The organism is Chromobacterium sp. CV08, from assembly GCF_051129845.1.
Taxonomy (GTDB): Bacteria; Pseudomonadota; Gammaproteobacteria; order Burkholderiales; family Chromobacteriaceae; genus Chromobacterium.
In genome coordinates this window covers 3,737,332-3,752,287 of record NZ_CP150453.1, presented here as the reverse complement: position 1 = coordinate 3,752,287, position 14,956 = coordinate 3,737,332, and the positions used below count along the sequence as shown (strand labels likewise).

The window sequence follows — 14,956 nt, the reverse complement described above, 5'->3', positions numbered from 1 at the left end:
AAAAAACGGCCCTCGCGGGCCGTTTCTTCATCTGCTCGGGCTTCAGGCCTTGCTCTGTTGCTCGGCCTGCAGCGCGGTCAGCGCGATGGTGTAGACGATGTCGTCGACCAGGGCGCCGCGCGACAGATCGTTGACCGGCTTTCTCAGGCCCTGCAGCATCGGTCCCACCGACACCACGTTGGCGGAGCGCTGCACCGCCTTGTAGGTGGTGTTGCCGGTGTTCAGGTCCGGGAACACGAACACGGTGGCGCGGCCGGCCACCTGGCTGTCCGGGGCCTTCTGGCGGCCGACCGACTCCACCGAGGCGGCGTCGTACTGCATCGGGCCGTCTATCAGCAGGTCCGGGCGCTTCTCGCGGGCGATGCGGGTGGCTTCGCGCACCTTCTCCACGTCGCTGCCGCTGCCGGAAGAACCGGTGGAGTAGGAGATCATCGCGACGCGCGGCGTGATGCCGAAGGCGACGGCCGAATCGGCCGACTGGATCGCGATGTCGGCCAGTTGCTCGGCGCTCGGGTCCGGGTTCACCGCGCAGTCGCCGTAGACATAGACCTGCTCCGGCATCAGCATGAAGAACACCGACGACACGATGCTGGAACCGGGGGCGGTCTTGATCAGCTGCAGCGCCGGGCGGATGGTGTTGGCGGTGGTGTGAACGGCGCCGGACACCAGGCCGTCCACCTCGTTCAGCGCCAGCATCATGGTGCCCCAGCACCACGGTGTCTTCCAACTGGGCCTGCGCCATCGGCGCGTTCAGGCCCTTGCCCTTGCGCAGCTCCACCATCGGATCGACGTAGCGGCCGCGGATTTCGTTCGGATCGAGGATCTCGACCGACGCCGGCAGCGTCACGCCCTGGGCCTCGGCCACTTGCAGGATCTCTGCGCGGTTGCCCAGCAGCACGCAGCGGGCGATGCCCTTTTCCTGGCAGATGGCGGCGGCCTGGATGGTGCGCGGCTCGTTGCCTTCCGGCAGCACGATGCGCTTGTTGGCCTTGCGGGCCTTTTCCATCAGCTGGAAGCGGAAGGCCGGCGGCGGCAGGCGGATTTCGCGCGGCTCGCCGACGCTTTCCTTCAGCGTGGAGACGTCCAGATGCTCGGCGACGTGTTCGATCACCTTCTCCATGCGCTCCAGGTCGTCGGACGGCACCTGGTGGCTCATCGCGTTCAGCGCGCTGGCGGTTTCCATCGAATTCAGCGCGGTGGCCAGCACCGGCAGGCCGCCGGTGAAGGCTTGCTGGCACAGTTGCTGGATGCGCGGATCCGGTTCGGAGTCGCAGGTCAGCAGCAAGCCGGCCAGCGGCACGCCGTTCATCGCGGCCATCGAGGTGGCCATCACCACGTCCTCGCGCTCGCCCGGCGTGATGATCAGCGCGCCCGGCTTCAGCAGGTTGACGATGTTGGGCGCGGTGCGGGCGGCCACCACCATGGTGCGCACGCGGCGGCTGGCCTGCTGGCCGGCGTGCACCACGCTGGCGTTCAGATGGCGGGCCACATCCTGGGTGCGCGGCGCCAATAGCTCCGGCTGATACGGGATCACGCCCAGCAGCGGCAGGCCGGCCTTTTTCAGATTGCCGGATTCCTGCACCTCGCGCGCCAGTTCGGCGCGGTCGGCGCCCGGCAGCACGTGGTTGAGGATGTAGCCTGATACGGTTTGTGCGCCGAAGGCCTGGATGTTCATTTCCAGCTGTTCGGCGATTTCCGTCGCGTTCAGCGCTTTGACCGAGCTGACCAGGATGGTCTGGGCCTGCAGGTTGCGGGCGATCTTGGTGTTCAGGAAGGTGGAGAACACCTGCTTCTGGTCGGGCACCAGGCCCTCCACGATCACCACGTCCACGTTTTGCGAGGCTTGCTGGAACAGGCTCACCACCTCTTCCATCAACTGGTCCACCTGGCCTTGCGACAGCAGGTGCTCGACGCGGTCCATGCTGATAGGCTGCGGCGGATTCAGGCGGCAGATGGCCTGGGCGAAGTGGGTGGAGCGCTCGGCTTCGCCGTCCTTGGTGTCCTGGGCGATGGGCTTGACGAAGCCCACGCGCAGGCCGGCCTGCTCCAGCGAACGGATGGCGCCCAGCGTGACCGAGGTCAGGCCGGCGTTGAAGCCGGTGGGGGCAAGAAAGAATGTCTGCATGATCGTTTGCCTTCCTTACTTGGCCAGACCGGCCAGTTCGGCGGTGTCCATGGCGATCATCAGCTCCTCGTTGGTGTTGATCACCAGCGCCGGCACCGAGTCGGCGGCGGTGATGCGGCCGGCCTTGCCGCGGATGCAGGCCTCGTTGGCGGCCGCGTCCAGCGTCAGGCCCAGGAAGCCCAGCTGGTTGATCACTTCGGCGCGCAGGAAGGACGAGTTCTCGCCGATGCCGCCGGTGAACACCACGGCGTCCAGGCGGCCGGCGCCGACGCTCATCGACGCGACGTACTTGGCCAGGCGGTAGGCGAACACTTCCAGCGCGCGCTTGGCGCCTTCGTGGCCCTTGGCGGCGGCTTCTTCCAGTTCGCGGCAGTCGTTGGACAGCTCGGACAGGCCCAGGAGGCCCGATTCCTTGTTCAGCATATTGGTGATGGACTGGATGTCCATGCCGCGCTCGGTGGCCAGGTAGCCGAACACGCTGGGGTCGATGTCGCCGGAGCGGGTCCCCATCACCAGGCCTTCCAGCGGGGTCAGGCCCATCGAGGTGTCGGCGCACTTGCCGTTGCGGATGGCGGAGATGGACGCGCCGTTGCCCAGGTGGGCGATCACCAGGCTGGTTTCATCGGCCGGCTTGCCCAGCATCTTGGCGGCCTCTTCGGCGACGAAGCGGTAGCTGGTGCCGTGCATGCCGTAGCGGCGCAGGCTGTTCTCGCGGTACAGCTTCATCGGCACCGCGTACAGATAGGCCTTTTCCGGCATGGTCTGGTGGAAGGAGGTATCGAACACGGCCACTTGCGGCAGGCTCGGGAATTCCTTGATCGCGGTGCGGATGCCGAGGATGTGCGCCGGATTGTGCAGCGGGGCCAGCTTGATGCAGCGCTCGATCTCGTTGATCGCGGCATCGTCGAGCAGGGCCGATTGCTTGAAGTGCTCGCCGCCGTGGACCACGCGGTGGCCGATGGCCTTGACGCTGTCCAGCAGCGACACCTGCTGCAGTTTTTCGATGATGGCGTGCATCGCGGCGGCGTGGTCCGGGGCCGACAGCAGGGCGGTCTGCTTGCCGCCGTCGTGTTTGAAGGTGATGCAGGCGTCGGCCAGGCCCAGCTTCTCCGCCAGACCGGTCATGACCGCTTCATGGCTGGCGCTGTCGATCAGCGCGAATTTCAGGGAAGAGCTGCCGCAATTGATGACGAGGATGCTGGAATTCATAGCTTTGAACATGTAATTTGAAAAAAAAGGACTAAATCGATGAAAAAATCCACTGCGATGCGCTTGAGGCCAATTTGCTGCCCGGGCGACACCCGGTGACGGGGGGCGGCGCAGCGGGGACCTTCTTACCGTGTGGTAGCGCATGGCGGCCGGTTTGACCAGCCTGTCGTCGCATCGGGCAGCTCGCGGGCTTGCCGCGGCGCCGGTCTAGCCGGATCAAGGGCTTAGGCGGGCCGGCGTACGGGCGTCGGCGCAGGGGCGCGGCGCTTTCCGGCGTGCGGACTGTCGGTGCGAAAACGAATTGATCCGCAGTATACCATCAAGGATTAATGAATTCTAATGTTGCGCTGCAATCAATGTGGCAAGTCTTTGATTTTAATTAAGCGACATCGAGATTGTTTGCCGTGACGGGGGTGTTTGGGCATAAGTTGCCACCGCCGGGGGCTGAGGCGGATTGTCACGCAGAATTAACGCTTGCCCCGGGGGGAGGGGGAGGGCATAATTCCGCCCTCGTAATGCAAGGTTCGGCCTTGTTTTGATTGATTGTTTTTGATAGTCCCGCAAACTCGTTCCAAGCGAGATTCGGCTGGTCTTATATCTTCTTCCACGGAGGTGTGGGAATAATGTCTGATCTGGCTTCTGCTCAACTGCTTCAAGCATCCGCAGCCCAGCTACCCGTCTATACCTATTTCGATCCAGCCTGCCACGCCCTCGAGCAGCGGCTGCTGTTCGCCGACGCGCCGCAGTACTACGGCCATGAACTGATGGTCCCCGAAGCCGGCGACTATCACACGCTGGAGTGGCTGGGCCACGGCAAGATGCTCAAGAATGTCGACGGGGAGGTCAAGCTGATCTCCAATGTCTGCCGCCACCGCCAGGCGGTGATCTACAAGGGCAGGGGCAACGGCAACCATATCGTCTGCAATCTGCACGGCTGGACCTACGACGCCGCCGGCACCCTGGTCGGCGCGCCGCATTTTCCGGAGACGCCGTGCCTGAACCTCGGCCAGACCGAACTGGCGCGCTGGAACGGCCTGTTGTTCGACGCCCGCCGCGATATCGCGCGCGATCTGGCCCAGCTCGGCGTCGCCAAGCACATGGCGTTCGACGGCTACGCCTTCCATTCGACGCACAGCACCGACTACGACTTCAACTGGAAGACCTTCATCGAGGTGTATTCGGAAGACTACCACGTCGACCCCTTCCATCCGGGCCTCGGCAATTTCGTCGACTGCGGCGATCTGAAATGGGAGTGGGGCGAGAGCTACCACGTGCAGACGGTCGGCGTGAAGAACCGGCTGGCGCGCGCCGGCTCCAAGATATACGGCAAATGGCACGAGGAAGTGCGCCGTCGTTACGAGGAGCGGCAGCCGGAGTTCGGCGCCATCTGGCTGACCTATTACCCCAATATCATGGTGGAATGGTATCCGCACGTGCTGGTGATCAGCGTGGTGATTCCGCGCGGACCGGAGAAGTGCACGGTGATCACCGAGTTCTACTATCCGCAGGACGTGGTGTGGTTCGAGCCGGAATTCATCGAGGCCGAGCAGGCCGCCTATTTCGAAACCGCCAAGGAAGACGATGAAATCTGCCAGCGCATGCACGAGGGCCGCAAGGCCTTGTGGCTGGCCGGCGTCAGCGAGGTGGGGCCGTACCAGTCTCCGACCGAGGAGGGCATGCAGCACTTCCACGAGTACTATCGACGCATGATGGGTTCGGCATTGGCTGGCTGAGCCGGCCAGTTGAATGCCATAATGCGGGGGCGCGGGATACCGCGCCTTTTTTTTATTCCATTTTTAGATACTATCGGCGGGGACGATGTCCGCAATTTTCCGCATCACGGTTCTGGGCGTCCTGTTGTTGGCCAGCCCGCTGGCGCTGGCGACGAGCTATGCCGATCCGGCCAGCCAGCTGCGCTTCACCTTGCCGTCCGGCTGGAAAGTCAGGCCGGTCGTCGTCGCCGGAACGCGGACGCTGCGCGTGATCCCGCCTAAGCCCGATCAGCGCGAGCGCGCCGCGATCGAGGTCCAGATCCGCGTGCGCAAGCCGCGGCGCGGCGAGACCCTGGGCAATCTGGCGACGACGTTCCGCCAGGAGGACGGCGACCGGGAGGCGGCCAATTTCGTCAGGCTGAACCGCCGCGCCGGCCGTCTGGTCACCGAGTACCGCGACGGCCGTTTCGTTTCGAACCGCCTGTGGATCGTGCGCCATAATCTGCATGTGATCCAGTTGCTGGACAAGAACCGGCTGCTGGAGGCGCGCTGCACCGCCAACGCGTCGGAGTTCAAGACCTACCGCCGGCAGATGGAGGCCATTTGCCTGAGCGTGGCGGTGGCGAAGAAGTAGGCTTAATTCAAGCGGCCCGAGGGCCGCGCAGCAGGGAAGGCAGTGACAGTGGCGGTACGAGGCAGTGTGGCGGGGTTCCGGCTGGGATCCGGCTGGATGGTGGTGGCGGCGGCGTTTTTCGCCTTGATGGGCCTGTTCGTCAAGCTGGGCGCGCAGTATTTCTCGTCGACGGAGCTGGTGTTCTGGCGCACGCTGATAGGCGTGCTGACGCTGGGCGGCGCGGCGCTGTGGCGGCGCGAGCGTTTCGCCACGCCCTTGCTGCGCTACCACCTGCAGCGAGGCCTGATAGGCTACAGCTCTCTGTTGATGTCGTTCTACGCCATCGCCCACCTGCCGCTGGCGACGGCGTCCACGCTGACCTACACCTCGCCGATGTTCCTGGCGCTGCTGTCCGTCGTGCTGCTGCGCGAGCGGCTGCCGGCGCGGGCGATGGCCGGACTGGCGATGGGCTTCGTCGGCGTGGTGCTGCTGTTGAAGCCGACGCTTTCCAGCGACGTCTGGTTCGCCGGCCTGCTCGGGCTGGCGTCCGGCTTCCTGGCCGGCTGGTCCTATCTGCACGTGCGGGAACTGGGGCGGCAGGGCGAGGCCGAATGGCGGGTGGTGTTCTATTTCGCGCTGATCTCCACCGTCGGCGGCCTGCTGTTGATGGGCCTGGAGCATTGGCATCCGGTGACGCCGGACAATGTCTGGCTATTGCTCGGCGTCGGCGGCACCGCGACGCTGGCGCAACTGGCGATGACTCGGGCCTACAAGGTCGGGAACAAGCTGGCCACCGCCAATCTGACCTATCTGTCGGTGGTGTTCTCCTGCCTGCTCGGCGCCTGGGTCTGGGGCGATGCGTTGACCGCCGATTCCCTGCTGGCGATGGGCTTGATCGTGGTCAGCGGCATATTGGCCGGGCGGCGCTAGAATATAGTCACAGCCGCAATAATCCAAAGATAGGGAGAAGCTGATGATTTCGATCCGTGAGCAGGATTACGGTCTCGATGTGGCCTTGTTCAACGAATTCACGCTGGCCGATTTCCAGCTGCTGGAGCAGGCGCTGCTGAAGCGGCTGGACGAGCGCGACAAGCCGGACATGCTGCTGGACCTGACCGAGTTGAAGGACTTCACGCTGGACATGGCGATGGAGGAGGTGCGCTTCATGCGCGCGCACGAGGAAAAGCTGGGCCGGGTCGCCATCGTCGTCGGCGATGTATGGATACGGCTGGCCACCCATATCGCCGGCCTGCTGTCCCACACCCATGTGCAGTATTTCGATCTGATAGAAGAAGCGCAGGCCTGGCTGGCAAGGCCGGTCGCGGCTTGATTTTGCGGCGGATGGCGGTACAGTAGCGTTTTTTGTTCGACTCGAAAGAATAAAAACCGATGCTGAAGAGCCTTTCCAGCCGCCTGGCGGCTGAGCTTGCCGTCCGCGAATCGCAGGTGGCGGCCACCATCGAACTGATCGACGGCGGCGCCACCGTTCCCTTCATCGCCCGCTACCGCAAGGAAGTCACCGGCGGTCTGGACGACACCCAGCTGCGCACGCTGGCCGAACGGCTGGTCTATCTGCGCGAACTGGACGAGCGCCGCGACAGCATACTGAAGAGCATCGCCGAGCAGGGCAAGCTCAGCCCCGAGCTGGAAGCGGCCATTTATGCCAGCGACAACAAGACCACGCTGGAAGATCTGTATCTCCCGTACAAGCCCAAGCGCCGCACCAAGGCGCAGATCGCCCGCGAGGCCGGCCTGGAGCCGCTGGCCGACAGCCTGCTGGCCGATCCGTCGCAAGACCCGAACGCGCTGGCGGAAACCTACGTCAACGCCGAGGCAGGCGTCGCCGACGCCAAGGCGGCGCTGGACGGCGCGCGCGCCATCCTGATCGAGCGCTTCGCCGAAGACGCCGAACTGTTGGGGCAGCTGCGCGAGAAATTGTGGAACGAGGGCGAGCTGGCCGCCGCCGTCGTGGCGGGCAAGGAAAACGAGGGCGCGAAGTTCTCCGATTACTTCGATCACCGCGAAGCCATCAAGGCGATGCCGTCGCACCGCGCGCTGGCGCTCTTGCGCGGCCGCAACGAGGGCGTGCTGACCGTCGCGCTGAAATACCAGCCGGACGAAACGCCTGTCACCGAGCGCTCGGCCTATGAGCAGCTGATCGCCGCCCGCTTCGGCATCAAGGACGCGGGCCGCGCCGCCGACAAGTGGCTGCTGGACGGCGTGCGCCTGTGCTGGCGCGCCAAGATCTTCCTGTCGCTGGAGCTGGAATTGGTGTCGAGGCTGAAGGACGCCGCCGACGGCGAGGCGATCAAGGTCTTCGCCGCCAATCTGCACGACCTGCTGCTGGCGGCGCCGGCCGGGCGCCGCGCGACGCTGGGCCTGGACCCGGGCCTGCGCACCGGCTGCAAGGTGGCCGTCGTCGACGACACCGGCAAGGTGCTGGACACCACCGCCATCTACCCGCACGAGCCGCGGCGCGAATGGGACAAGTCCATCGCCATCCTCGGCGCGCTGTGCACGCGCCACAAAGTGGATCTGATCGCCATCGGCAACGGCACCGCCAGCCGCGAAACCGACAAGCTGGCGCAGGACTTGATCAAGGCCTTCCCGCAGCTCTCGATGACCAAGATCGTCGTCTCGGAAGCCGGCGCCTCTGTGTACTCTGCGTCCGAGTTGGCCGCGAAGGAGTTTCCGGACATGGACGTCAGCCTGCGCGGCGCGGTGTCGATCGCCCGCCGGCTGCAGGACCCGCTGGCCGAGCTGGTGAAGATAGAACCGAAGTCCATCGGCGTCGGCCAGTACCAGCACGACGTCAACCAGAGCCAACTGGCGCGCGCGCTGGACGGCGTGGTCGAGGACTGCGTCAACGCGGTCGGCGTCGACGTCAACACGGCCTCGGTGCCGCTGCTGACGCGCATTTCCGGCCTCAACGCGACGCTGGCGTCCAATATCGTCTCCTACCGCGACCAGAACGGAGCGTTCAAGACCCGCAAGGAGTTGCTGAAAGTGCCTCGCCTCGGCGACAAGACCTTCGAGCAGGCGGCAGGCTTCCTGCGCATCTCCGGCGGCGACAATCCGCTGGACGCGTCGTCGGTGCACCCGGAGGCGTATCCGGTGGTCGAGAAGATCGTCGCCAAGGCCGGCCGCGACGTGAAGTCGCTGATCGGCGATTCGTCCTTCCTGAAATCGGTGCGAGCCAGCGACTATACCGACGAGCGCTTCGGCCTGCCGACGGTGATGGACATCCTGAGGGAACTGGACAAGCCGGGCCGGGATCCGCGTCCTGAATTCAAGACCGCCACCTTCCAGGACGGCGTCGAGGATCTGAAGGACCTGCAGCCCGGCATGGTGCTGGAAGGCGTCGTCACCAATGTCGCCAACTTCGGCGCCTTCGTCGACATCGGCGTGCACCAGGACGGCCTGGTCCACATCTCGGCGTTGTCCAACAAGTTCATCGACGACCCGCGCAAGGTGGTCAAGGCCGGCGACGTGGTCAAGGTCAAGGTGCTGGAGGTCGACGTGGCGCGCAAGCGCGTCGCGCTGACGATGCGCCTGGACGACGAGGTCGGTTCCGGAAACAGCCGAGGCGGTCGAAGCGACAAGGGCTCCGACAACCGCCCGCGCCAGCCGCGCGGGCATCAGTCTGCGCCGGTCGGCGACACCGCGATGGCGGCCGCCTTCGCCAAGCTGCGCAAGGGCTGAGTTTGACTATATAGATGTGTCTGGACGGGCCGGCGGTCACGCCGGCCCGTCGGTTTTCGGCCGTTGCGGCCGATTCCGGGCGGTGGGCATCAGCTTTCTTGCGGCCGTCTGCAAATACCCCTTGTTCATATCTCCTGTCGGATCAGTGGTTTGTCCGCGCGGCGGCGCTCCGGCGATGAATTTTCCTGATTTTTCGTGCGGAAAGTGTTGACGCAGGTCGGGCAGGGACGTATAGTTCACCTCCTCAGCTGACGCAGCGAACGAAACGACGGAAACGAAACGGTTCCCGACGAAGACGACGCAGCGATCGGCACCGCTCTTTAACAGAACGAATAACCGATAGGTGTAAGTGCTTGGCGAAAGCCGACACTTGCACTGCAAGAGATAGGAAATACCAGTTATTTCTTTGAACTTGCGTGCCAGAAATTGCTATGAGATTGAACTGAAGAGTTTGATCCTGGCTCAGATTGAACGCTGGCGGCATGCTTTACACATGCAAGTCGAACGGTAACAGGGTGCTTGCACCGCTGACGAGTGGCGAACGGGTGAGTAATGCATCGGAATGTACCGTGTAATGGGGGATAGCTCGGCGAAAGCCGGATTAATACCGCATACGCCCTGAGGGGGAAAGTGGGGGACCGTAAGGCCTCACGTTATACGAGCAGCCGATGTCTGATTAGCTAGTTGGGGAGGTAAAGGCTCACCAAGGCGACGATCAGTAGCGGGTCTGAGAGGATGATCCGCCACACTGGGACTGAGACACGGCCCAGACTCCTACGGGAGGCAGCAGTGGGGAATTTTGGACAATGGGCGCAAGCCTGATCCAGCCATGCCGCGTGTCTGAAGAAGGCCTTCGGGTTGTAAAGGACTTTTGTCAGGGAGGAAATCCCCAGGGTTAATACCCTTGGGGGATGACAGTACCTGAAGAATAAGCACCGGCTAACTACGTGCCAGCAGCCGCGGTAATACGTAGGGTGCGAGCGTTAATCGGAATTACTGGGCGTAAAGCGTGCGCAGGCGGTTGTGCAAGTCTGATGTGAAAGCCCCGGGCTCAACCTGGGAACGGCATTGGAGACTGCACGACTAGAGTGCGTCAGAGGGGGGTAGAATTCCACGTGTAGCAGTGAAATGCGTAGAGATGTGGAGGAATACCGATGGCGAAGGCAGCCCCCTGGGATGACACTGACGCTCATGCACGAAAGCGTGGGGAGCAAACAGGATTAGATACCCTGGTAGTCCACGCCCTAAACGATGTCAATTAGCTGTTGGGGGTTTGAATCCTTGGTAGCGTAGCTAACGCGTGAAATTGACCGCCTGGGGAGTACGGCCGCAAGGTTAAAACTCAAAGGAATTGACGGGGACCCGCACAAGCGGTGGATGATGTGGATTAATTCGATGCAACGCGAAAAACCTTACCTGCTCTTGACATGTACGGAACTTGCCAGAGATGGCTTGGTGCCCGAAAGGGAGCCGTAACACAGGTGCTGCATGGCTGTCGTCAGCTCGTGTCGTGAGATGTTGGGTTAAGTCCCGCAACGAGCGCAACCCTTGTCATTAGTTGCCATCATTTAGTTGGGCACTCTAATGAGACTGCCGGTGACAAACCGGAGGAAGGTGGGGATGACGTCAAGTCCTCATGGCCCTTATGAGCAGGGCTTCACACGTCATACAATGGTCGGTACAGAGGGTTGCCAAGCCGCGAGGTGGAGCTAATCTCAGAAAACCGATCGTAGTCCGGATCGCACTCTGCAACTCGAGTGCGTGAAGTCGGAATCGCTAGTAATCGCAGATCAGCATGCTGCGGTGAATACGTTCCCGGGTCTTGTACACACCGCCCGTCACACCATGGGAGTGAGTTTCACCAGAAGTGGGTAGGCTAACCGCAAGGAGGCCGCTTACCACGGTGGGATTCATGACTGGGGTGAAGTCGTAACAAGGTAGCCGTAGGGGAACCTGCGGCTGGATCACCTCCTTTCTAGAGAATGGCGATTGCCAAGTACTTACAGCCTATCGGTTATTCAAGTTAAGGGCATTTTGATGAAAACCGGCGCGACTCTGCGTTGGAAAGCTCCTCGTGTACTGGATGTACACGTCGTCGCCTTCCGCCTTGATTCGCTTGGTTTTGATCAAAATGAAGTTGTGGATGCCACGACTTCATAAGTCAACTGGGTTTGTAGCTCAGCTGGTTAGAGCACTGTGTTGATAACGCAGGGGTCGTAGGTTCGAGTCCTACCAGACCCACCAGTATTTTTTGGGTCAGGCAAGGCGCGAAGAAGCGAAGTGTGCGCATGCACATGAGCGACTGAGCAACGCAGCATCACCCAAAAAAAGGGGGATTAGCTCAGTTGGGAGAGCACCTGCTTTGCAAGCAGGGGGTCGTCGGTTCGATCCCGTCATCCTCCACCACCTACAGTGCAAACAAAAGCATCGCTTGATGAGCGGGTTTTTGTTTGCGTTGTTGAAACGCCCGATCTTTAACAAACTGAAGAAGCCGAATATATAAGACGGCGAGATGAAAACGTAGAGTTAACTCTTTACGCGGACAAATCGTCATCTTGGGTATTTGATTGTATCTAAGGCTGCGTCGCCATATCAAAAGGGGCGGTGCAGTCGTCGCACAAACACTCTCTGTCGTTTTGGTGATCTAGGTTACTGAAATGATAGGGTCAAGCGACTAAGTGCATCTGGTGGATGCCTTGGCGATCACAGGCGATGAAGGACGTGTAAGCCTGCGAAAAGCGCGGGGGAGCTGGCAATAGAGCTTTGATCCCGCGATGTCCGAATGGGGAAACCCCTCCGCAAGGAGATCCCTGACTGAATCCATAGGTCAGTGGAGGCGAACCGAGTGAACTGAAACATCTAAGTAACTCGAGGAATAGAAATCAACCGAGATTCCGTAAGTAGTGGCGAGCGAACGCGGAACAGCCTGTATGTGTTATGAGTTGCGTTAGTGGAATGGAATGGAAAGTCCAGCCGTAGTGGGTGATAGCCCCGTACACGAAAACGCATCGCAAGAACTAGGCATACGAGAAGTAGGGCGGGACACGCGAAATCCTGTCTGAAGATGGGGGGACCATCCTCCAAGGCTAAATACTCGTGATCGACCGATAGTGAACCAGTACCGTGAGGGAAAGGCGAAAAGAACCCCGGGAGGGGAGTGAAATAGAACCTGAAACCGGATGCATACAAACAGTGGGAGCGGACTTGTTCCGTGACTGCGTACCTTTTGTATAATGGGTCAGCGACTTACGTTCAGTAGCAAGCTTAACCGAATAGGGGAGGCGTAGGGAAACCGAGTCCGAATAGGGCGATTGAGTTGCTGGGCGTAGACCCGAAACCGAGTGATCTATCCATGGCCAGGATGAAGGTGCGGTAACACGCACTGGAGGTCCGAACCCACTAGTGTTGCAAAACTAGGGGATGAGCTGTGGATAGGGGTGAAAGGCTAAACAAACTCGGAGATAGCTGGTTCTCCCCGAAAACTATTTAGGTAGTGCCTCATGTATCACTTCCGGGGGTAAAGCACTGTTATGGCTAGGGGGTCATTGCGATTTACCAAACCATGGCAAACTCTGAATACCGGAAAGTGCGAGCATGGGAGACAGACGGTGGGTGCTAACGTCCATCGTCAAGAGGGAAACAACCCAGACCGCCAGCTAAGGTCCCAAATGATCAGTTAAGTGGTAAACGAAGTGGGAAGGCCTAGACAGCCAGGATGTTGGCTTAGAAGCAGCCATCATTTAAAGAAAGCGTAATAGCTCACTGGTCGAGTCGTCCTGCGCGGAAGATGTAACGGGGCTCAAACTGATAACCGAAGCTGCGGATGCACAGTTTACTGTGCGTGGTAGGGGAGCGTTCTGTAGGTCTGTGAAGGTGTCTCGTAAGGGATGCTGGAGATATCAGAAGTGCGAATGCTGACATGAGTAGCGATAAAGCGGGTGAAAAGCCCGCTCGCCGAAAGCCCAAGGTTTCCTACGCAACGTTCATCGGCGTAGGGTGAGTCGGCCCCTAAGGCGAGGCTGAAAAGCGTAGTCGATGGGAAACGGGTTAAAATTCCCGTACTTTTATGTAGTGCGATGTGGGGACGGAGAAGGTTAGGTCAGCAGACGGTTGGAAGTGTCTGTTCAAGCCGGTAGGCTGGAGAGGTAGGCAAATCCGCCTCTCCTTAAGGCCGAGACGTGATAACGAGGGTCTACGGACCCGAAGTGACTGATACCACGCTTCCAGGAAAAGCCACTAAGCTTCAGCTACATAAGAACCGTACCGCAAACCGACACAGGTGGGCAGGATGAGAATTCTAAGGCGCTTGAGAGAACTCAGGAGAAGGAACTCGGCAAATTGATACCGTAACTTCGGGAGAAGGTATGCCTGTTGAGGTGTAGGACTTCGCGTCTGAAGCTTCGACAGGTCGCAGAGAATCGGTGGCTGCGACTGTTTAACAAAAACACAGCACTGTGCCAACACGAAAGTGGACGTATACGGTGTGACGCCTGCCCGGTGCCGGAAGGTTAAGTGATGGGGTGCAAGCTCTTGATCGAAGCCCCGGTAAACGGCGGCCGTAACTATAACGGTCCTAAGGTAGCGAAATTCCTTGTCGGGTAAGTTCCGACCCGCACGAATGGCGTAACGATGGCCACACTGTCTCCTCCTGAGACTCAGCGAAGTTGAAGTGTTTGTGAAGATGCAATCTCCCCGCTGCTAGACGGAAAGACCCCGTGAACCTTTACTGTAGCTTTGCATTGGACTTTGAACAGACTTGTGTAGGATAGGTGGGAGGCTTTGAAGCTGAGACGCTAGTTTCAGTGGAGCCGACCTTGAAATACCACCCTGGTGTGTTTGAGGTTCTAACCTTGGTCCGTGATCCGGATTGGGGACAGTGCATGGTAGGCAGTTTGACTGGGGCGGTCTCCTCCCAAAGTGTAACGGAGGAGTTCGAAGGTTACCTAGGTACGGTCGGAAATCGTGCTGATAGTGCAATGGCAAAAGGTAGCTTAACTGCGAGACCGACAAGTCGAGCAGGTGCGAAAGCAGGACATAGTGATCCGGTGGTTCTGAATGGAAGGGCCATCGCTCAACGGATAAAAGGTACTCCGGGGATAACAGGCTGATACCGCCCAAGAGTTCACATCGACGGCGGTGTTTGGCACCTCGATGTCGGCTCATCACATCCTGGGGCTGTAGCCGGTCCCAAGGGTATGGCTGTTCGCCATTTAAAGTGGTACGTGAGCTGGGTTCAAAACGTCGTGAGACAGTTTGGTCCCTATCTGCAGTGGGCGTTGGAAGTTTGACGGGGGCTGCTCCTAGTACGAGAGGACCGGAGTGGACGAACCTCTGGTGTACCGGTTGTCACGCCAGTGGCATCGCCGGGTAGCTAAGTTCGGAAGAGATAACCGCTGAAAGCATCTAAGCGGGAAACTTGCCTGAAGATGAGACTTCCCTGGAGGCTTGACCTCCCTGAAGAGTCGTTCGAGACCAGGACGTTGATAGGTCGGGTGTGGAAGCGCTGTGAGGCGTGAAGCTAACCGATACTAATTGCTCGTGAGGCTTGATCCTATCATTTGAGTGGCTTGGGATAGCGTGCGAATCTGTGATTCG

6 protein-coding genes, 2 tRNA genes, 2 rRNA genes and 1 pseudogene are annotated in these 14,956 nt (G+C 60.6%); 9 read left to right on the top strand and 2 right to left on the bottom strand.

From position 1 onward, the window contains the following. Window positions 1–42: 42 nt before the first annotated feature. Both pta and WNM05_RS17110 read right to left on the bottom strand, forming a co-directional pair. A pseudogene (pta, locus tag WNM05_RS17115) lies at window positions 43–2,125 on the bottom strand (phosphate acetyltransferase). 15 nt (window positions 2,126–2,140) lie between these two features. Continuing rightward, entirely contained in the window at window positions 2,141–3,334 is a 1,194-nt protein-coding gene (locus WNM05_RS17110; protein ID WP_434629073.1) for an acetate kinase, read from the bottom strand. 623 nt (window positions 3,335–3,957) lie between these two features. Between WNM05_RS17110 and WNM05_RS17105 the strand changes: the two genes are divergently transcribed. From WNM05_RS17105 to WNM05_RS17065, 9 genes are all read left to right on the top strand, one after another. Further along, window positions 3,958–5,067, top strand: coding sequence for an aromatic ring-hydroxylating oxygenase subunit alpha (locus WNM05_RS17105; protein WP_434629071.1), 1,110 nt, complete (start codon window positions 3,958–3,960; stop codon window positions 5,065–5,067). 85 nt (window positions 5,068–5,152) lie between these two features. Next, entirely contained in the window at window positions 5,153–5,680 is a 528-nt protein-coding gene (locus WNM05_RS17100; protein WP_434629069.1) for a hypothetical protein, read from the top strand. Between the two features lie 96 nt (window positions 5,681–5,776). Beyond that, the gene (locus WNM05_RS17095; RefSeq protein ID WP_434635160.1) at window positions 5,777–6,589 is read left to right on the top strand and encodes a DMT family transporter; all 813 of its coding nucleotides are present in this window, start codon (window positions 5,777–5,779) and stop codon (window positions 6,587–6,589) included. Window positions 6,590–6,632: 43 nt separating this feature from the next. Next, window positions 6,633–6,989, top strand: coding sequence for an STAS/SEC14 domain-containing protein (locus tag WNM05_RS17090; RefSeq protein WP_221665071.1), 357 nt, complete (start codon window positions 6,633–6,635; stop codon window positions 6,987–6,989). A 59-nt stretch (window positions 6,990–7,048) separates the two neighbouring features. Continuing rightward, window positions 7,049–9,361 (top strand): Tex family protein, encoded by a 2,313-nt coding sequence (locus WNM05_RS17085; RefSeq protein ID WP_434629067.1) that lies wholly within the window; start codon window positions 7,049–7,051, stop codon window positions 9,359–9,361. A 439-nt stretch (window positions 9,362–9,800) separates the two neighbouring features. Further along, window positions 9,801–11,336 (top strand): 16S ribosomal RNA (locus WNM05_RS17080). 192 nt (window positions 11,337–11,528) lie between these two features. Continuing rightward, a tRNA-Ile gene (locus tag WNM05_RS17075) sits at window positions 11,529–11,605 on the top strand. An 86-nt stretch (window positions 11,606–11,691) separates the two neighbouring features. Continuing rightward, window positions 11,692–11,767: transfer RNA gene (locus WNM05_RS17070), tRNA-Ala, on the top strand. Between the two features lie 258 nt (window positions 11,768–12,025). Then, window positions 12,026–14,914 (top strand): 23S ribosomal RNA (locus tag WNM05_RS17065). Together the 16S and 23S rRNA genes with 2 tRNA genes alongside form the textbook arrangement of a ribosomal RNA operon. Window positions 14,915–14,956 lie beyond the last annotated feature (42 nt).

Bases quoted from the DNA above. Each gene is read 5' to 3' on its own strand.
- WNM05_RS17110 (WP_434629073.1), bottom strand. From the start codon at position 3,334: ATGAATTCCAGCATCCTCGTCATCAATTGCGGCAGCTCTTCCCTGAAA.
- WNM05_RS17090 (WP_221665071.1), top strand. From the start codon at position 6,633: ATGATTTCGATCCGTGAGCAGGATTACGGTCTCGATGTGGCCTTGTTC.
- WNM05_RS17085 (WP_434629067.1), top strand. From the start codon at position 7,049: ATGCTGAAGAGCCTTTCCAGCCGCCTGGCGGCTGAGCTTGCCGTCCGC.
- WNM05_RS17100 (WP_434629069.1), top strand. From the start codon at position 5,153: ATGTCCGCAATTTTCCGCATCACGGTTCTGGGCGTCCTGTTGTTGGCC.
- WNM05_RS17105 (WP_434629071.1), top strand. From the start codon at position 3,958: ATGTCTGATCTGGCTTCTGCTCAACTGCTTCAAGCATCCGCAGCCCAG.
- WNM05_RS17095 (WP_434635160.1), top strand. From the start codon at position 5,777: ATGGTGGTGGCGGCGGCGTTTTTCGCCTTGATGGGCCTGTTCGTCAAG.